15 protein-coding genes are annotated in these 18443 nt (G+C 73.5%); 12 read left to right on the top strand and 3 right to left on the bottom strand.

Going from position 1 to position 18443, the window contains the following annotated elements:
* Window positions 1–168: 168 nt before the first annotated feature.
* Window positions 169–1011, bottom strand: a complete 843-nt coding sequence (locus ACI79Y_RS03925; protein WP_457157216.1) for an arylamine N-acetyltransferase family protein — start codon at window positions 1009–1011, stop codon at window positions 169–171.
* 425 nt (window positions 1012–1436) lie between these two features.
* On the opposite strand from ACI79Y_RS03925, the gene ACI79Y_RS03920 reads away from it, so the two are divergent.
* From ACI79Y_RS03920 to ACI79Y_RS03900, 5 genes are all read left to right on the top strand, one after another.
* Window positions 1437–2438, top strand: coding sequence for a hypothetical protein (locus ACI79Y_RS03920; RefSeq protein ID WP_457157215.1), 1002 nt, complete (start codon window positions 1437–1439; stop codon window positions 2436–2438).
* A gap of 1 nt (window position 2439) precedes the next feature.
* Complete coding sequence (locus ACI79Y_RS03915; protein ID WP_457157214.1) at window positions 2440–4035, top strand: hypothetical protein; 1596 nt, start codon at window positions 2440–2442, stop codon at window positions 4033–4035.
* A complete protein-coding gene (locus ACI79Y_RS03910; protein WP_457157213.1) occupies window positions 4032–4787 on the top strand; it encodes an ABC transporter ATP-binding protein in 756 nt (251 codons plus the stop codon). The genes ACI79Y_RS03915 and ACI79Y_RS03910 overlap by 4 nt, the downstream gene beginning before the upstream one ends.
* Window positions 4788–4993: 206 nt before the next feature.
* Window positions 4994–6139 (top strand): ABC transporter permease, encoded by a 1146-nt coding sequence (locus ACI79Y_RS03905; protein WP_457157212.1) that lies wholly within the window; start codon window positions 4994–4996, stop codon window positions 6137–6139.
* A 128-nt stretch (window positions 6140–6267) separates the two neighbouring features.
* Entirely contained in the window at window positions 6268–6570 is a 303-nt protein-coding gene (locus tag ACI79Y_RS03900) for a helix-turn-helix domain-containing protein (protein WP_457157211.1), read from the top strand.
* 34 nt (window positions 6571–6604) lie between these two features.
* Here the strand turns inward: ACI79Y_RS03900 and ACI79Y_RS03895 are convergent, their stop codons facing one another.
* Window positions 6605–6994, bottom strand: coding sequence for a helix-turn-helix domain-containing protein (locus ACI79Y_RS03895; protein ID WP_457157210.1), 390 nt, complete (start codon window positions 6992–6994; stop codon window positions 6605–6607).
* Between the two features lie 372 nt (window positions 6995–7366).
* On the opposite strand from ACI79Y_RS03895, the gene ACI79Y_RS03890 reads away from it, so the two are divergent.
* Entirely contained in the window at window positions 7367–8263 is an 897-nt protein-coding gene (locus ACI79Y_RS03890; protein ID WP_457157209.1) for a pyruvate, water dikinase regulatory protein, read from the top strand.
* Complete coding sequence (ppsA, locus tag ACI79Y_RS03885; protein ID WP_457157208.1) at window positions 8263–10671, top strand: phosphoenolpyruvate synthase; 2409 nt, start codon at window positions 8263–8265, stop codon at window positions 10669–10671. Before ACI79Y_RS03890 ends, ppsA begins: the two co-directional genes overlap by 1 nt.
* A gap of 18 nt (window positions 10672–10689) precedes the next feature.
* Here ppsA and ACI79Y_RS03880 read toward each other — a convergent pair whose 3' ends face one another.
* Window positions 10690–13176, bottom strand: a complete 2487-nt coding sequence (locus tag ACI79Y_RS03880; protein WP_457157207.1) for a glycoside hydrolase family 3 protein — start codon at window positions 13174–13176, stop codon at window positions 10690–10692.
* 265 nt (window positions 13177–13441) lie between these two features.
* Here ACI79Y_RS03880 and ACI79Y_RS03875 point away from each other — a divergent pair, with 265 nt between their 5' ends.
* The 5 genes from ACI79Y_RS03875 to ACI79Y_RS03855 all read left to right on the top strand — a co-directional run bounded on the left by ACI79Y_RS03875 (window position 13442) and on the right by ACI79Y_RS03855 (window position 18285).
* Window positions 13442–14077, top strand: coding sequence for a TetR/AcrR family transcriptional regulator (locus ACI79Y_RS03875; protein WP_457157206.1), 636 nt, complete (start codon window positions 13442–13444; stop codon window positions 14075–14077).
* Complete coding sequence (locus tag ACI79Y_RS03870; RefSeq protein ID WP_457157205.1) at window positions 14070–14459, top strand: YidH family protein; 390 nt, start codon at window positions 14070–14072, stop codon at window positions 14457–14459. The genes ACI79Y_RS03875 and ACI79Y_RS03870 overlap by 8 nt, the downstream gene beginning before the upstream one ends.
* Window positions 14456–14800: a DUF202 domain-containing protein gene (locus ACI79Y_RS03865; RefSeq protein ID WP_457157204.1), complete on the top strand. Its 345-nt coding sequence runs from the start codon at window positions 14456–14458 to the stop codon at window positions 14798–14800. The genes ACI79Y_RS03870 and ACI79Y_RS03865 overlap by 4 nt, the downstream gene beginning before the upstream one ends.
* 112 nt (window positions 14801–14912) lie before the next feature.
* The gene (locus ACI79Y_RS03860; RefSeq protein ID WP_457157203.1) at window positions 14913–16574 is read left to right on the top strand and encodes a sulfatase family protein; all 1662 of its coding nucleotides are present in this window, start codon (window positions 14913–14915) and stop codon (window positions 16572–16574) included.
* Window positions 16575–16731: 157 nt separating this feature from the next.
* Window positions 16732–18285, top strand: coding sequence for an ABC transporter substrate-binding protein (locus ACI79Y_RS03855; protein ID WP_457157202.1), 1554 nt, complete (start codon window positions 16732–16734; stop codon window positions 18283–18285).
* Window positions 18286–18443 lie beyond the last annotated feature (158 nt).

Here is an 18443-nt window from a genome sequence, read left to right as displayed (position 1 = left end):
CGCGCTGCGGCCCTGGGGGCACCGCCAGGTCGGGAACGGGCCGGTTGGCGCCGGCGCCCCGGCGAACGGCGCGCGGCCGGTGAGCTGGGCGGCCAGCAGCTCGGCGTTCGCCAGCACCGAGTCGGGTCGGGAGCGGGCCCCCGCGGGGGCGACGACCGGATGGCCCGCTCAGCGGATCAGGGTCTCCTCGAGTGCCCGGGCGTCCGTCTCCGACAGGCCCACGCCGATCTCCTCGCGCAACGCTGCCACCGCCCGCGCCGGTGACAGCCGATCCTCCTCGGCGTTGCCGTCCGGCCACTCCACCCGCCGGACGGTCCCGCGCAGCCGGACGAACGAGTCGTCGTCCTTGCGGATGGCCACCAGGCGCCCGACGAAGGGCGAGGACGGGTGGGTCGCGGTGAAGTGGTTGGCCATCAGGACGTCCGAGGCGTGCACCGGCTCGTCGACCAGGCGGTAGAGGGGCGTGGCCGTGTCCCCGGTCTGCTGCTCGACCTGCCAGGTGTTCTCCGGTCCGCCGGTCATCCGGTACCGCCAGCCGCCCTGCCGGTGCCAGGCGGGGTCCCCCCAGGGCAGCGGTTCGAGCAGGGCGTTGCCGAAGCCGACGTCGGCCAGCCAGTCGCCGTCCTCACCGCGCACGTGCAGGGCCATGTGGGTCCGGGGCCGGGGACGGACCCGGTCTCCGCCGACGCGGGCCAGCAGCCGCTGGACGCGGAAGCCGGCCTCCTCGAGGACGGCGGCGAAGAGGGTGGCGTGCTCGTAGCAGTAGCCGCCCCGTAGACCGTGCACCAGCTTGGCCTGGACGCCGTCGAGGTCGACCGCCACGGACCGGCCCAGGACCACGTCGACGTTCTCGAAGGGGATGGTCGCCACGTGCGCGCGGTGCAGAGCGTGCAGCGTGGCGCCGGTCGCCGCGGGTGGGCCCGGGAGACCGATCCGGTCCAGGTAGGCGGCCAGGTCCAGTTGTCCGGTGGCCCACTCCGGCTGCCGACTCGGTCGGCCTGCGTCGGACATCGGCGGGTCCGCCCTCCTGGCCCGGCGGGCCTGCTGCCGGATGCGGTCGGCCGACGCTACCCGGGGCGGGGGCGGTCCGGGCGGGCCGGCGTCGTCTTGTCGTTCGTGACGTGGTGGGACCTGCGGCGGTCCTGTGGCGCCGGCTGCGGGGAACCCGGCCGGAGGTCGACGTCCGCTCGACGGGGTCGGGACCGCGGGGTGTTCAGCCACTGTTCACCTTTTCGTGCACCGGAGTCCCCGTTCTCCGACAAGGCCGGAGTCGAGCAGGAACCGCACGGTTCCGGCACCGAGGCCGGGGGTGTGAGCAGGCGTTTCGGTTCGTCCGGAGGTCGCCGGAATCGGCTCGAGAAATCCGACTCGGGAATGACGCGTATTGCCGTCCGTGACCGCTACGGTCTCCGGCAACTGCCTCTCAGGGAGACCTCATGCGCATCCGCCGTACCTCCGCCGCCCTGTCCGCCCTCACCGCCGGGGTCCTGCTCCTGACCGGTTGTTCGGGCTCCGACGACGCTCCTGACGACTCGGCGAGCGAGGTGGAGATCGGCCCGCTGGGCGAGTACCTGAACGCCGTTTACGGCGGAGACCTCTCTCCCGAGGAGGAGGAGCGGCAGTTCGCCGAGCAGCAGGAGGAGCAGGAGGAGCTCGTCGCCCGGTGCATGCAGGAACAGGGCTTCGAGTACACGCCAAACAACCAGTCGATGTCGTTCTCCTCCGGTGACGGGACCGAGTGGGAACCCGACGACCGGGAGTGGGTCGGGCAGTACGGGTACGGCGCGGTGACGTCCCCGTACAGCGAGGAACCGGTGCCGGCGGAGGAGGAGTGGGTCGACCCCAACGGCGACTACGTCGCCAGCCTCTCCGAGTCCGAGCAGGCCGCCTTCTACGAGGCTCTCTACGGGCCGCAGCCCTCCGAGGAGGAGATGAACGAAGAGGTCTCCTACGAGTACGACTGGACGACCGCCGGGTGCCAGGGGGCCGCGCAGCACGAGGTCGCCGGTGAGGACCCGTCCCAGTCGGAGGAGTTCAAGCCCCTGTTCGACGCGATGAACGAGTTCTACGAGGGCCTGGCGTCCTGGCCGGGCATGGCCGAGCTGGACGCGGAGTGGGCGGCCTGCATGGACAGCGCCGGCCACGGCGGTTTCGCGACCCAGACCGACGCGCAGAACTCGATCTACGAGGAGCTGAACGAGTTCTACGAGAGCACGGCGCCCACGGAGGACGGCGAGATGCCCGTCGAGCCCGACCAGGCCGCGCTCGACGCCCTCGCGGAGCGCGAGGTGGAGCTGGCTCTCGCGGACCTGGACTGCCGTGAGGAGACCGACTACAGCGACCGTTCCGCCGACGTCATGAACGAGGCCGAGCAGCAGTTCGTCGACGACCACAAGAGCGAGCTGGAGGCCATGAAGGCCGCCGCCGAACAGGACTGACGTGAGCGAGCGGCAGAGCACGGACCAGTTCGACGTCATCCAGGAGGTCAGCGGGGACGACGTCGGCGGGGAGGCCGTGGCCGCGGGGGAGACCGCCGGCGGACGAGGCCGGCGACGCCTCGCCTGGCCGGCGTACCTCCAGCGCAACCGCCCGCTGTGGCTCACCGCCGCGGTGGCGGTGGTGGCCCTGGTCGCCGGGCTGGTGGTCGGCCGGTTCGTGGTCGCACCCGACCCTGCGGGGGCGCAGGCGCCCGACCCCGGGCTGGTCACCGTGCCAGTCGCCTTCGGGGCGCTGAGCAACGACGTGACCATCCGGGGCGAGGTCGGGTACGCCGACTCGCTCGAGGTCACCCTGGACACCTCCGCCATCTCCGGGCCGGCGGTGGTCACCGGTCAGGTGCCGGAGGTCGGTTCGGAGCTGGGACCGCTGGGGGTCGCCCTGGAGGTCGCTGGCCGCCCGGTCGTCGTGCTGCCCGGCGAGCTGCCGGCCTACCGGGCGTTGCGCGTCGGGGTGTCGGGGCCCGACGTCGTCCAGTTCAAGGAGGCCATGCACGCGGTCGGCATCGACGCCGGCGACCCCGCCGACGACGTGTTCGACCAGACCGCCGCGTCCGCCGTGACCGCGATGTACGCCCAGGCCGGTTACCCGGCACCGGCCGCCGAGGAGGGCGCCGCCGACGGCCTGCGCGCGGCGCAGGAGGCCGTCCGGGCCGCGGAGCAGGCGGTGGCCGCCGCCGAGGGGGAGCTCGCCCGCGCCCGGGGCGGGCCCTCGGCCGTCGAGGTGCGGGAGGCGGACAACGCCGTCGCCAGCGCGCAACGCGCCCTGGACGCGGCCCTGGACACCAGCCCGGACGACGCCGTGGTCGTCGGCGACCTGCGCGACACCCTGGCCCTGGCCCAGCTGCGGCGCCGGGAGCTGGACGCGGCCCCGGACACCGACCCGCAGCGCGCCCAGCTGGGCGCCGCGCAGGAACAGCTCAACCAGGCCCGCGGTGACCTCTCCGAGGCCCGGGAGGCCGTGCTGCCGTCGCTGCCGGCCGGCGAGGTCCTGTACCTCACCGGGCTGCCCCGGCGGGTCGACGCCGTGGCGGCCCGGCGCGGGTCGGTGCTCGACGGTGCGGCCATGACCGTCTCGGGGGCGACGCTGGCGCTGTCCGGGACGGCGGCCGCCGCGGACGCCCGGCTGCTCACCGCCGGGATGCCGGCCACCTTCGAGCTGCCCGACGGTGGAGAGCACGCCGCGACGATCGCCGAGGTCGTGCCGGGTGAGGGCGACGACGCCCGCTGGACCGTGCGGCTGGAACCGGATCCGCTCACCCCCGAGCAGGTCGTGCAGCTGCAGGGCGCCAACGTGCGGGTCGGTATCCCGGTCGGCGCCACGGAGGGCGACGTCCTCTCGGTGCCGCTGGCGGCGCTGACCGCAGGGCCGGGCGGGGAGTCCCGGGTCGAGGTGGTCGACGGCGACCCGCGCGACGGTGACCGGGCCGAGACCCGCCTGGTGGTGGTGGAGACGGGCCTGGCCGCCGACGGCGCGGTCGAGGTCCGCCCCGTGGACGACGACCTCGGCGAGGGCGACCTGGTGGTGGTCGGCCGATGACGGCGGCGCCGCCTCCGCGGGTCGGGGCACCGGGCCCGGCGCCCGCCACCGAACCGCTCCTGGCCACCACCCTGGACCGGCCCCCGGCCATCGAGCTGCGCGACGTCACCCGGTCCTTCCCCGGGCCGCCGGAGGTGCAGGCGCTCAAGGGCGTCAGCGTCTCCGTCGCCGACGGCGAGTACGTCTCGATCATCGGGCCGAGTGGTTCGGGCAAGTCCACGATGCTCAACATCCTCGGCCTGCTGGACCGGCCCACCGTGGGGGAGTACCGCCTGGGCGGGGTGCTGACCAGTGCGCTCCAGGATGACGAACGCGCTGCCGTCCGGGCCCGTCAGCTCGGCTTCGTCTTCCAGGCCTTCCACCTCATGTCGCGGCGCACCGTGCTGGAGAACGTGCTGCTCCCCATGCTGTACAACGGCACCCCCCGCGCGGAGCGGGAACCCCGGGCCCGCGAGGCGCTGGACCGGGTGGGGCTCAGCCACCGGGTCGGTTTCCTGCCCGGCACCCTCTCCGGCGGCGAGCGCCAGCGGGTGGCCGTGGCCCGCGCGGTGGCCTCCCGGCCCCGCGTGCTGCTGGCCGACGAACCGACCGGCAACCTGGACCAGGCGACGTCCGCGGAGATCATGGTGCTCTTCGAGGAGCTGCACGCCGACGGGCTCACCCTCGTCGTCATCACCCACGACGGAGCCGTTGCCCGGCGCGCCGAGCGGCGCATCCGGCTCGCGGACGGCCGCGTGAGCGAGGTCGGATGACCGACGGGGGGACGCCGCCGTCCGGCGCGCGCGAACGGCCCCGGTCGCGGCGCCGGTCCTGGCTGCGCGTTCCGACTCGGCTCCGCCGGTCCCGGAGGGCGGTTCCGACGCCGGGCGTCCGGCCGGTCGACCCGGCCGACCGGTTCCGCTTCTCCGACCTCCTCGGCGAGGCGACCGCCGACATCGGATCCCGCCCCGGGCGCCTGGTGACGACGATCGTCGGCACCGTGCTGGGCATCGCCGCGCTGATCGCCACCATCGGCTTCGCCCAGACCGCCGCCGGCCAGATCGCCCGGCAGTTCGACCGGACCGCCGCCACCCAGCTCGTCGTCACCCCCGCCACCGCGGACACCCGCGGCGGCGCGACCGTCGCCACCGGCGCGCTGCCCTGGGACGCCGTTCCCCGCCTGGAACGACTGGCCGGCATCGAGGCGGCGGCGCTGCTCGCGGAGGTGCCGCTGCCCCGTGCGGTCATCGCGTCGGTGCCGGTGAACGACCCGTCGCAACCGGCCACGGCGGCACCACCGGTCTACGCGGCCTCCGCCGAGCTGCTGGACACCGTCGGTGGGCGGCTGGCCACCGGCCGGTTCCTCGACGCCGGCCACGACGCCCGCGCCGACCGCGTGGTGGTGCTCGGCGCCCGGGCGGCGGACCGGCTGGGCGTCCAGCGGGTCGACACCCAGCCCTCGATCTTCATCGACGGCATCGCCTACGCCGTCCTGGGGATCGTCGACTCGACCGACGTCCGCGCCGAGCTGCTCAACGCGGTGCTGCTGCCCACCGGCACGGCGCGGGCCGACTTCGGCCTGCGCGCCCCCGGGAACGCGCAGGCCCGCATCGCGATCGGCGCCGGACCCCAGCTGCGCACCCAGGCCGCGCTGGCCCTGGCCCCCGACGACCCGCAGAGCCTCGAGGTCAACGCCCCCGACGGCCGCTCCGAGCTGGGGCAGGAGGTGCAGGCCGACGTGAACGGCGTCTTCGTCATCCTCTCGGTCGTCGTCCTGCTCGCCGGCGGGGTCGGGATCACCAACGTGACGATGCTGTCGGTGATGGAGCGCGTCGGCGAGATCGGGCTCCGCCGCGCCATCGGCGCCACCCGGCGGCAGATCGCCGGCCAGTTCGTCGCCGAGTCCGTGGTCATCGGCCTGCTGGGCGGCCTCATCGGCGCCTCGCTCGGCGTCTTCGCCGTCATCGGCATCTCCGTCGTCCGGGACTGGACACCGGTCATCGACCCGTGGATCGCCGTCGGCGGTGCCCTGCTCGGGGCCGTCCTGGGGCTGGTCGCCGGCGGCCTCCCGGCCCGCCGCGCGGCAGCCATCGAACCGGTCGACGCCCTGCGCGGAGGCACCTGACCTGACCGCACCCCGGACCGCCGACCGGTCGGTGGCCGGGCTCAGGCGCGCGCCGACCGCCGCTGCAGGCGGGCGGGCGATGATGCTCGCGGGCTGACCTCCCCGCAGCAGGTCGCCCGCCACGGGACGTGCGGCAGGTCGTGCTGCTGACCAGCGACCGCACCCGGGTGGCAGAGTTCCTGGCCGACACCCTCGGCGACCTGGTCGGCGCCGACGCAGCCACCCGCGACACGGTGCTGGCCTACGTGCGCGAGCTGGGCAACGCCTCACGGACGGCGCGGCTCTACACCCACCGCAACACCGTGCTGCGCCGCCTGGCCCGCGCCGACGCCCTGCTGCCGCGCCCGCTGGCCGAGAACGTGATGGCCGTCGCCGCCGCCCTGGAGGTGCTGCGCTGGCGCGGACCGGCGCCGGAGCGGGTGGGGCGGTGACCCGCGGCGGCTGCCGCCGGGAGTGCCCGGCGACTCAGTCCAGGTCGGTGCGGGCGTCGGCCAGGTAGCTGCGTACGGCCTGCTCGGGAACCCGGAAGGACCGGCCGACGCGCACCGCGGCCAGCTCCCCGCCGTGCACCAGGCGGTACACGGTCATCTTCGACACGCGCATGATCGCCGCGACCTCGGCCACGGTCAGGAACGCGGCCACCGCGCGGGGAGCGGGCCGCTCGCCCGCCGGCTGCTGAGCCGCCGGGCGCTGGGGCAGCGGCCGCTGGGGCATCGGCTGGGCCGGCGCGGGGCGCATCGCCGTCCGGGGGCCCGGGACCACGGGCCGCCCGTGGGGGAGCTGGGTGGGGCGGTGCGCGACGTGGGCGGCCGGGCGGGCGAGTGCCGGAGCGGGGGAGCGCTGGGGCAGGGGCACAGGAGTTCCTCTCGGTGGCGGTCGGCGGACCGGGCTGCCACTCCACGGTGGCAACGCTGCGCGTCCGCGCTGGGACCCACAGTAGGGGTTGTGCGCCGGTTGTGGGGGGAAACGCGACAACGAGACGAACTGGTCCCGTTCGTCAGGTGTTGACCGTGCGCACGGGACCCGGCGCGGGGATGGGCTCTTCCGGGGAGCGGAGCAGGGACGCCGCGGTCCCGGCCGACGTGTGATGCTCACGGCGAGCTCGCTCTTCTCTGCAACGGCGCGGACGAACAGAGGTGCCCACGTGATGCTCGAACCCCCGGGTCGCCACGGCCGTGCCGGCGGTGGCTGCCGCCGCGCTGCCGGTGGCTCCCGCCGTGGTGCCCGGTGAGCGGTCCGCTCCCGGCCGACCGCGACCCGCACGCCGTCGTCCCGGTGTTCTTCCTGTCCGACAGCACCGGGATCAGCGCCGAGACGATGGGCAACGCGCTGCTCATCCAGTTCCCCGACGTGCACTTCGAGCGCACTCTGATCCCGTTCATCTCCACCGTCGAGATGGCCCGTGAGGTGGTCGCCCAGCTCGACGAGGCGATGACGGGACCGGTGGTTCCGTTGGTGTTCACCACCGCGGCGGTCGACGAGGTGCGCGAGGAGCTGCTGAAGACCAGGGCCCCGATCATCGACTTCTTCGGCATCCACATGCGCCGGGTGGAGGAGCAGCTGGGCGCCCGCGGGCTGCGGGAGGCCCGGCGGCTGCACGGGGTCGGCGACGTCCGGCGCTACAACGACCGGATGGCGGCGATCGAGTTCGCCATCGAGCACGACGACGGCCTGAGCCCCCGCGGGCTGGACCGGGCCGACGTCGTCCTGCTCGCGCCGTCCCGCTGCGGCAAGACCCCGACGGCGATGTACCTGGCCCTGCAGCACGGCCTGTTCGTGGCCAACTATCCGCTCGTCGACGAGGACCTGGAGACCACCGACCTGCCCCGCCCGGTCCGCGACCTGCGCGACCGATGCTTCGGGCTGACCACCACGGTCTCCCGGCTGAGCCGGGTGCGGCAGGAACGCCGGCCGGACTCCCGGTACGCCTCGGAGGAGCAGTGCCGGTTCGAGCTGCGCCGGGCGGCGGCGATGTACGAGACCCACTCCCTGCCCACGGTGGACACCTCGGCGGCCTCCGTCGAGGAGATCGCCGCCGTGGTGATCCAGACCCTCGCCCGGCAGCGGCGCTCCGCCGGGCGGCCCGCCCACTCCAGAGACCTTCGACGAAGAGGGACCACCTGATGAGCAGTGACACCCGTACCGGCACCGACGACAACGTGCGGTGGTTCGCGGACCTGGGACTGGCCGACCTCGAGGTGGTCGGCGGCAAGAACGCGTCCCTGGGCGAGATGATCTCCCACCTGGCCGACGCCGGGGTCAGCGTGCCGGACGGGTTCGCCACCACCGCGTCCGCCTACCAGCGCTTCCTCGGTGACACGGGCCTGGCCGCCCGGATCGCCGACCGGCTGCGTGACCTGGACACCGACGACGTCCGGGCGCTGTCCGCCGCCGGGAAGGAGATCCGCCGGGCGGTGGTGGAGCAGCCGTTCCCGCCGGCCCTGGAGGCCGACATCCGGGCCGCCTACGCGACGCTGGCCGGGGACGACACCGAGGCGTCGTTCGCGGTGCGGTCCAGCGCGACGGCGGAGGACCTGCCCGACGCCTCCTTCGCCGGGCAGCAGGAGACCTTCCTCAACGTGCGCGGCATCGACGCCGTGCTGCAGGCGGTGCGGGAGGTGTACGCGTCGCTGTACAACGACCGGGCCATCGCCTACCGGGTGCACCACGGCTTCGACCACGAGTCGGTGTCGCTGTCGGCCGGCGTGCAGCGGATGGTGCGCTCGGACGTCGGTGCCTCCGGCGTCATGTTCACCATGGACACCGAGTCCGGCTTCCGGGACGCCGTGTTCATCACCTCGGCCTACGGGCTGGGGGAGGGGGTGGTCCAGGGGGCGGTCAACCCCGACGAGTTCTACGTCTACAAGCCCGCGCTGCGGGCCGGGCGGCCGGCGGTCCTCAAGCGGGGCGTGGGGGAGAAGGCCACCAAGATGGTCTACACCGAGCACGCCGAGGTCGGCCGGACGACGGCGTTCGTCGACGTCGCCCCCGCCGACCGGCGGCTGCTGTCGCTCACCGACGACGAGGTGACCGAGCTGGCCCGCCAGGCGCTGCGGATCGAGGAGCACTACGGCCGGCCGATGGACATCGAGTGGGGGAAGGACGGCCGCACCGGCCGGCTGATGATCCTGCAGGCCCGGCCGGAGACCGTGCAGTCCCGCTCGGGGAACACCTCCGAGCGCTACCGGCTCACCGGCACCGGGGACGTCCTGGTCGAGGGCCGGGCGATCGGGCAGAGGATCGGGGTCGGCGCCGTCCGGGTGCTCGACGACATCGACGACATGGACCAGTTCACCGCCGGCGACGTCCTGGTCGCCGACATGACCGACCCCGACTGGGAGCCGATCATGAAGCGGGCCTCGGCGATCGTGACCAACCGGGGCGGTCGGACCTGCCACGCGGCGATCATCGCCCGCGAGCTCGGCATCCCCGCCGTCGTCGGCACCGGGACCGCCACCCGGGCGCTGCGGGACGGCGACCCGGTCACCGTCTCCTGCGCCGAGGGCGACACCGGCCTGGTCTACGCCGGGGAGGTGGGCTTCGAGGTCGCCGAGACCGAGCTGGCCGCCATGCCGGAGATCCCCACCAAGATCATGATGAACGTCGGGACGCCGGAGCAGGCCTTCGCCTTCTCCCGGCTGCCGCACGCCGGCGTCGGCCTGGCCCGGCTGGAGTTCATCATCAACCGGCAGATCGGCATCCACCCCCGCGCGCTGCTGGAGCTGGAGACCCTCGACGCCCCGCTGCGGGCGCAGATCACCGAGCGGATCGCCGCCTACCCCTCGGCGCGGGACTTCTTCGTGCAGCGGGTCGCCGAGGGCGTGTCGATGATCGCCGCGGCGTTCGCCCCCGAGCCGGTCATCGTGCGGATGAGCGACTTCAAGTCCAACGAGTACGCCAACCTCCTCGGCGGGGAGCGCTACGAGCCGCACGAGGAGAACCCGATGATCGGGTACCGCGGTGCCTCGCGGTACCTGTCGGCCGACTTCGCCGACTGCTTCGCCATGGAGTGCGCGGCGCTGCGGTACGTCCGGGACGAGATGGGGCTGACCAACGTCAAGATCATGATCCCGTTCGTCCGGACCGTGGCCGAGATCGAGGGCGTCGTGCGCATGCTCGCCGAGCACGGTCTACGCCGCGGGGAGAACGACCTGTCGGTGGTGATGATGTGCGAGCTGCCGTCCAACGCCCTGCTGGCCGGCGAGTTCCTGGAGCACGTCGACGGCTTCTCCATCGGCTCCAACGACATGACCCAGCTGGTGCTGGGGCTGGACCGCGACTCCGGCCTGGTCGCCGGCGGCTTCGACGAGCGCGACCCGGCGGTGCTGGCCGCGCTGCAGATGGCGATCCGGGCGTGCCTGGAGCGCGGGAAGTACGTCGGCATCTGCGGTCAGGGCCCCAGCGACCACCCCGACCTGGCCGAGTGGCTGGTGGCGCAGGGGATCGAGTCGATGTCGCTGAACCCGGACACCGTCGTCGACACCTGGCTGCACCTGGCGAAGGCGTCGGGCAGGACGTCGGGCACGACCTGACGGGGCAGTCCGGCGCCGTCAGGTCGTGCCCGCTGCCCAGGCCAGCAGCCGCAGCGTCCGCTCCTCCGGCAGGGTCACGACCGAGGTGCCGATCCGCAGTCGGTAGGCCCCGGGCTCGTGCTCCCAGCCGTCGGCCCAGTACGCCAGGTATCGGGTGTCCGCGGCGACGTCGACCCGGGCGGTCCGCCCGGCGGGGACGCGGACGGCGGCCGAGCCCACCAGCCACCGCACCGGACGGTCGACGGCGGAGTCCGGCCGCTCGGCGTAGACCTGCACGACCTCCTTGCCCTCGCGTTCTCCGCGGTTGGTGACCTCGACGGTCACCGTGACGATCTCGCCCGCCCGGACCTCGGCGGGGCAGTCGACGCCGGTCAGTTCCATGGCGGTGTAGCCCCGTCCGCTGCCGAACCAGTACGCCGGCTCCGTGCCGGACCGGAGCCAGGCCCGGTAGCCGATGTGGATGCCCTCGGCGTACTCGACGACGCCGTCGACGGGCGTGCAGTCGAGCACCGGCACGTCGGCCTCGGCCGCGGGCCAGGTGGTGGGCAGCCGGCCGCCCGGCTCGGTGACCCCGAGCAGGACGTCGGCGACCGCGTTGCCGAACTCCTGCCCGCCGAACCAGCCGATCAGCAGGCCGGCGACCTCCTCGCGCCAGGGCATGAGCACCGGCGCCCCGGCGTTGACCAGCACGACGGTGCGCGGGTTGGCCGCGACGACGGCGCGGACCAGGTCGTCCTGCCGTCCGGGCAGGGCCAGCGACTCCCGGTCGTAGCCCTCGGACTCCACGACGGAGTTGGTGCCGACCACCACCAGTGCCACGTCGGCGGCGGCCGCGGCCTGCGCCGCCTCGGCGATCAGGGATTCGGGGTCGGCGTCGGCGGGTTCGGTGCCCAGCCGCAGCGACAGGGCGCGGGCGTTGAAGCCGACGCGGTCGCCGAGGTTGAGGACCAGCCGGACGTCCAGCGGGGTGCCGGCGGTCAGGTGCACCTCGGCGGATGCGGTCGGCGGGCTCAGAAAGGCCGCGCCGAGGTCGGTGCCGACCGGGGTGAGGGTCTCGTCGATCAGCAGCTCGCCGTCGACGTACAGCTGCGCCCGGCCCACCAGGGCGAAGCCGAGCCGCACCGCGCCGGACTCGGCCGGGGTCCACCGGGTGCTCAGCTCGTAGGCGGCGGCCGGCCCGATGGGGGCGTCGCCGCCGAAGTACACCAGGTCGCTCGCCCGGCGGTCCTCGCCGAACAGCTCGGTGCCGTCGGCGCCCAGGAACCGGGCGCGGAGCCCCGGCGTCCCGGTGACCGGGTTGGTCAGCTGGGGCAACGGCAGCTCGACGACCCCGCTCTGCACGACCGCGCCGACGGAGTAGCCGACCTCGACGTCCGGCAGGGCGGCGCGGAGGCCGTCCAGCGGGGAGACGGTGGACTCGGGGACGACGGTGGCACTGCCGCCACCCTGGGTGCGGGCGGCCGCCGCGTTGTTGCCGATGACCGCGACCGAACGCAGGGCGGCGGGATCCCAGGGGAGCTCCGGGCGGCCGTCGACGCCGCGGTTCTCCAGCAGCACGGTGCCCTCGGCGGCTGCCTCGCGGGCGAACGCGATGCCGTCCTCCACCCAGACCGGCTCCGCCGGGGGCGAGTCGCCCAGCGCCCCGACCCGCTGGGCCAGGGTGAGCAGGCGCAGCACCTTGCGGTCGACGACGGCCTCGGCGATCTCGCCGTTGCGCACCGCGGTGACCAGTGCGTCGCCCCACGGGCCGTCCGGTCCGGGCATCACGAGGTCCTGCGACCCCTTCGCGGACTCGAGGCTGCGGACCGCCGTCCAGTCGCTGATGACGACGCCGTCGAAACCCCACTCGCTGTTCAGCGGGGTCTCCAGCAGCTCGTTCTCGGTGACCGTGGCGCCGTTGACCGAGTTGTAGGCGCTCATCACCACCCATGCGCGGGCCTCGGTGACGGCCTTCTCGAAGGCCAGCAGGTAGACCTCGCGCAGGGTGCGCTCGTCGGCCCGGACGTCGGCGGTGAAGCGCTCGGTCTCGAAGTCGTTGGCGACGTAGTGCTTCGGGGTCGCGCCGACGCCGTTGTCCTGCACGCCGGTGACGTAGGCGGCGGCGAGCTCGCCGGTGAGCACCGGGTCCTCGCTGAAGGCCTCGAAGTGCCGGCCGCCGAGGGGGGAGCGGTGCAGGTTGATCGTGGGGCCGAGGACGACGTCGACACCCTTGCGCCGGGCCTCGACCGCGGCGGCGGCGCCGTAGCGGCGGGCGACGTCCGCATCCCAGGAGGCGGCGAGCGCGGTGGCCGAGGGCAGGTTGAGCGAGGGGTCGCGCTCGTCCCAGAGCTCGCCGCGGACGCCGGAGGGGCCGTCGGAGACCAGGATGCGGCGCAGGCCGATCCGCTCGACCGGCCAGGTGGTCCAGAAGTCGCGGCCGGTGAGCAGCTGCACCTTCTCCTCGAGGGTGAGCGCCGCGAGGGCCTCGGTGACGCGCGTGTCGGGACGTACCGGCGTGTTCGTCATGGGATCCGTTTCGATCGGGGCGGTCGCGCGGGCAGCGACGCGGACGACGAGGAGTCGAGCAAGTGACCTGGCCCACCGTAGTCCTACTTACCTACTGCTCGGTAGGTATGTGTCGACGGTGGGAGCGCTCGGCGGACGGGTCACCCGCCGTGGCGGATCCGCCTACCAACCAGTCGGTAAGGGACCGTTCACATGGCATGATCTCCATCACGGGGGCTCAGCGCCCACACACGTGTTCCGTCGGCGGCAAGGGGTTCCTGCAGTGGTGGCTGAACGCATCGAGGGGCTGCGCCTGCCGCGGACGCAGCGCCGGCAGCAGATCCTGGCCGCGGCAGCCCAGGCCTTCGCCGAGACCGGGTTCCACGGCACCAGCCTGGCCGACGTCGCGACCCGGGTTGGGGTGTCCCAGCCCGGGCTGCTGCACCACTACCCGAACAAGCAGGCGCTGATCCTGGCCGTGCTCGAGGAGCGCGACGACGAGGACACCCGCTACCTGGAGGAGGTCTTCAAGGAGACCGACCCCAGCGTCGTGGACTGGCTGACGGCGCTGTGCGAGAAGAACGCGGAGCGGCCCGAGCTGGTCCAGCTCTACACGGTGACCGCAGCGGAGAGCCTCGACCCCGCCCACCCCGCGCACGAGTTCTTCCAGCGCAGGTACCAGCGCATCCGGCAGGTGCTCGCCGCCCGGATCGAGTTGGACCAGCAGAAGGGCCGGATCGACCCCGCGCTCGTCCCGGAGGACCTCTCATCCGAGCTGATCGCCCTGATGGACGGGTTGCAGCTGCAGTGGCTGATGCGGCCGCCGGTCGACATGTGCGTCCTGCTGCGGCGGCGGCTGGAGCGGCTGACCGCGGCGGCGCGGGTGGCGGCCCGCCAGGGCGACGTCCGGTCGGATGCCTGACGGCCCGGCGCCCGTCCGGGAGCGGGACCGCCGGTTCCCCAAGCGGGTCTACGGAACGGGTGAGGAGCCGGACCCCCGGTTCAGCCTGGCCAACGAGCGCACCTTCCTCGCCTGGATGCGGACCTCCCTGGCACTGCTGGCCGCCGGGGTGGCGCTGGAGGCGCTCGACCTCCCGATCGAGGAGAGCGTCCGGCTGGCGAGCGCGCTGGTCTTCATCGTGCTCGGTCTGCTGGCGCCCGTGCAGGCGTGGTTCGGCTGGGTGGCGACCGAGCGGGCGATGCGGCAGTCCCGGCCGCTGCCGTCGCCCCGGCTGGGCCTGCTGACCGCCGTCGGGGTCACCGTGGCGGGGCTGCTCGTGCTGATCGGGCTCTTCCTGCGGTGACCCGGTCCCCGGGGCGGGTGTTCGACGCCGGCCTCCAGGCCGAGCGCACCGCGCTGGCCTGGCGGCGCACCGCACTGGCCGTGGCGGTCGGCGCTGTGGGTGCCGGCCGGCTGGCCGTGCCGGTGCTCGGCGCCCTCGCGCTGGTGGCTGCCGCGGTGGGACTGGGTCAGGCGGCGCTCGTCGCCCTGGCGGCGCGCCGCCGGTACCGCGTGGTGCACCGGTCGCTGACCGTCCGGGGTGATCTCACCGGGGTCCGCCAGGCCGGGGTGCCGATCGCGGCGCTCGCCTGCTCCGGCCTGCTGATCGGCCTCCTCTCGTTCGCCTTCGTCGTCGGTCGCTGATCCGGCGGCACGCCGGTCTCGACGCCTTACCGACTGCTCGGTAAGTTATCTGCGTCACGTTCGGGGACCGACCGGCGTGCGGAGAGTCACCCGACAGGAAGAGGCGATCGCAGTGCGGCGACCGAACGTGCTCTGGATCAGCACCCACGACATCAACCCGCACCTGGGCTGCTACGCGGGGGTGTACCCGGGGGCCGAGTACGCGGTCACGCCACGGCTGGACCAGCTGGCCGCCGAGGGGGTCGTCTACGACAACGCCTTCGCCAGCGCGCCGGTGTGCGCGCCGTCCCGATCGGCGATCTACACCGGGTGCCACCCGACGTCGATCGGGACCATGCACATGCGCACCAAGGCCGTGCCCCCGTCGGAGGTGAAGCTGTTCACCGAGTACTTCCGGGCGGCCGGCTACTACACGACGAACAACTGGTTCACCGACTTCCAGGTGCAGACCCCGGGCACGGCGTTCGACGACTGCAGCACGACGGCGCACTGGCGGAACCGGCCGACCGACGACACCCCGTTCTTCGCCACCTTCCAGGGCATGATCACCCACGAGTCGCAGATCTACCTGGACGACGATGCGTTCGCGGCGCGCACCAGCCGGGTGCGGCCCGAGGACCGGCACGACCCTGCCGCGGCTCCGCTGCCGCCCTACCACCCGGACACCCCGGTGTTCCGGCAGGCCTGGGCCCGCTACGCCGACCTGATCACCGAGATGGACCACTGGGCGGGGGAGTTCCTCGACCAGCTGGAGGAGGACGGCCTCGCGGAGAACACCGTGGTGGTGTTCTGGAGCGAGCACGGGCTGGGCATGCCCCGCGGCAAGCGGTGGTCGTACGAGAGCGGGCTGCGGGAGCCGCTGATCGTGCGCTGGCCGGGCGTCCTCGCCCCCGGGCAGCGGCGCACCGAGCTCATCCAGCTGATGGACCTGGCGCCGACCATGCTCGAGGTCTGCGGCATCCCGATTCCGGAGCACATGCAGGCCAAGCCGTTCCTGGACCGGACCGGCGAGTTCCTGGTGCAGAACGAGCACGCCTTCGGCGGGCGCGACCGGATGGATGTGCAGGAGGACACCTGTCGTACCGTGCGCGACGCCCGCTACCGGTACATCCGCAACCTGCACCCCGACCGCTCCGGCATGCAGCACTGCGAGTACCCCGACCACCTCGCCACCTGGGCGGAGCTGCGGCGGCTGCACTCGCTGGAGGGCAACCAGCTCGCCACCGGGCAGGTGCGGGATGTGCTCACCCCGCTGCAGCGTTCGGTGGTGGCGGCCAGCAAGCCGGCCGAGGAGCTGTACGACCTGCAGGAGGACCCGCACGAGACGGTCGACCTGGCCGGCTCCCCGGAGCACGCCGAGGTGCTCGACCGATTGCGGGGTGCCCTGGACGGCTGGATCGAGGAGTACGGCGACCTCGGTCAGGTGCCCGAGGACGAGCTGATCGAGCAGTGGCGCCCGGGTGGGCGGCTGCGCCCGACCGAGGCCCCCCCAGGTGGTGATCGAGGACGGTCGACTGGTCGCCACCTGTGCCACGGATGGCGCGTCCATCGGCTGGACCACCGACCCGGCCGGGGAGGTGGCCCCGGCTGCCTTCCTCGCGGCCGCCATCGGGTCGCCGGAGCAGGACGGGCGGCGCTGGCGGCTCTACAGCGGCCCGGTGGAGCTGCCGGCTGCCGATCGCGTCTGGGTGCGCGCTTGGCGGCTCGGGCACGCGCCCAGCGACGACGTCGCCGTACCGGTGCCGGAGTCCGCCAGCGCATAACGGTTCGGTGACAACGGGACTTCCGACGAGATAACCCTTGCCCCTTACCGAGCGCTCGGTAAGTTGTCCGCATCACGTGGTCCACATCACGGCCGGGCTCACGCCCGTCCCGCCCAGCCGGTCGCCCCGCGGCGATCACCGGTTCAGAACTCACCGAGGAGTCTGTCCATGCGGAAGTCCACCACCCCCCGCCGTCGCCGGGCGGGAGTCGCCGCCGTAGCGCTGACGTCGCTGCTGGTCGCCGGGTGCCAGTCGGCGGTCCAGGAGTCCGACGACGCGGCCGCCAGTGGCGACGAGGGGACCTGCCAGCAGGGCGGCACGCTCGTGGCCGCCGCCAGCTCGGCTCCCGAGACCAGCCGGGTGCTCACCCAGGCCGCCACCAACCTGCTGTGGGCGCGCGGTGTCTTCGAGCCGCTGATCAACGTGCGGACCAGCGCCCTGGACGACCCGGAGCCGGCGCTGGCGACCGAGTGGGACATCGCCGACGACGGCCTGTCCGCGGTCCTCCAGCTGCGCGAGGACGTCACCTTCCACAGCGGCCGTGCGTTCACCGCCGACGACGTCGTCTTCACCCTCCAGACCGCGCAGGAGCCGGCGACCGTCTCCGACGTCAAGTCCGTCCTGGCCAACTGGACGGTGGAGGCCACCGGCGAGCACGAGGTCACCATCACCTCGACCACCCCGCTGAACGACACGCTGGCCAGCACCCTGGCCCTGACGCCCATCGTCGACTCCGAGACCTACACCGGTCTCGCCGACGGCTCCTCGATCATCGGTACCGGCCCGTACCAGGTCGACACCTACACGCCCGGCGCCGGCATGACGCTGACGCCCTTCGCCGACTACTGGGCCGAGGACGGTCCCTACCTGGACCAGATCGAGATCACCGTGATCCCCGACTCGACCGCCCAGGTCTCGGCTGCGCGCTCCGGCCGCACGCAGATCTCCTACGGGCTCACCGTGCAGGACGCCCTCTCGATCACCGAGGGCAGCGACCAGTTCGAGCTCTTCGACACGGTCTTCGGCGCGTACCCGATCGTCCTCGACGGCATCGAGGACCAGACCGTCCGGCAGGCCATCGGGTACGCGATCGACCGGGAGCGGATCAACGAGCAGGTCTTCGGCGGCCTGGGCACGACCGATGGCCTGTACTGGGCTCCGGGGTCGGCGACCTACCCGGAGGACCTGGCCAATGCCTACGAGTACGACCCCGACCGGGCGCGGGAGCTGATCGAGGGGGCCGGCGCCGCCGGGATGGAGGTGCCGATCACCACCATCAACATCCCGACGATCGCCGCCGAGTACGAGATCATCGCCAACAACCTCACCGAGGTGGGGCTCCGGCCGACGCTGAACGCGCTGGCGCCGCCGGACTACCAGCAGCGGCTGTCCAGCGGAGCGGGCGGCACCTACCTGTCGCTGCGCGGCATCAACGGCTCGCCGGCCTTCCTGCTGCAGACCAACGCCGACCTCCGGCTCGAGGGCGCGCACCGGCAGTTCAGCCCCCCGGAGTACGAGGAGCTGGCGCAGGCGGTCATCCAGGCCAGCAGCGAGGACGAGAGCGTGGCGGCGGTCGCGGAGCTGACCGAGTACATGAACGACCAGGCGTTCCTGCACCCGATGGTGTCCTCGCCGGGTGTCGCCGTGCAGGCCGCCGACGTGCAGGGCGTGGACGTCCCGATCGGTGGCTGGCTCCCGACGCGGACCTGCTTCACCGAGTGAGCGATCGTCCTGGCCGGGGGCGCGGTGCTGGTGACCGCCGGCACCGCGCACCCGGCCCGGATTTGCCGCGCCGCGGCCCGGACGTCATCCCTTCCCGATGAGGAGTGCACTCGTGAGCAAGCCCGCAACCGCCACCCGGCCGGGTGGCGGACGGATCC

Source organism: Modestobacter sp. SYSU DS0875 (assembly GCF_054050915.1).
The sequence above is the reverse complement of the archived record's forward strand: the minus strand, read 5'-3'. Positions and strand labels throughout refer to the sequence as shown.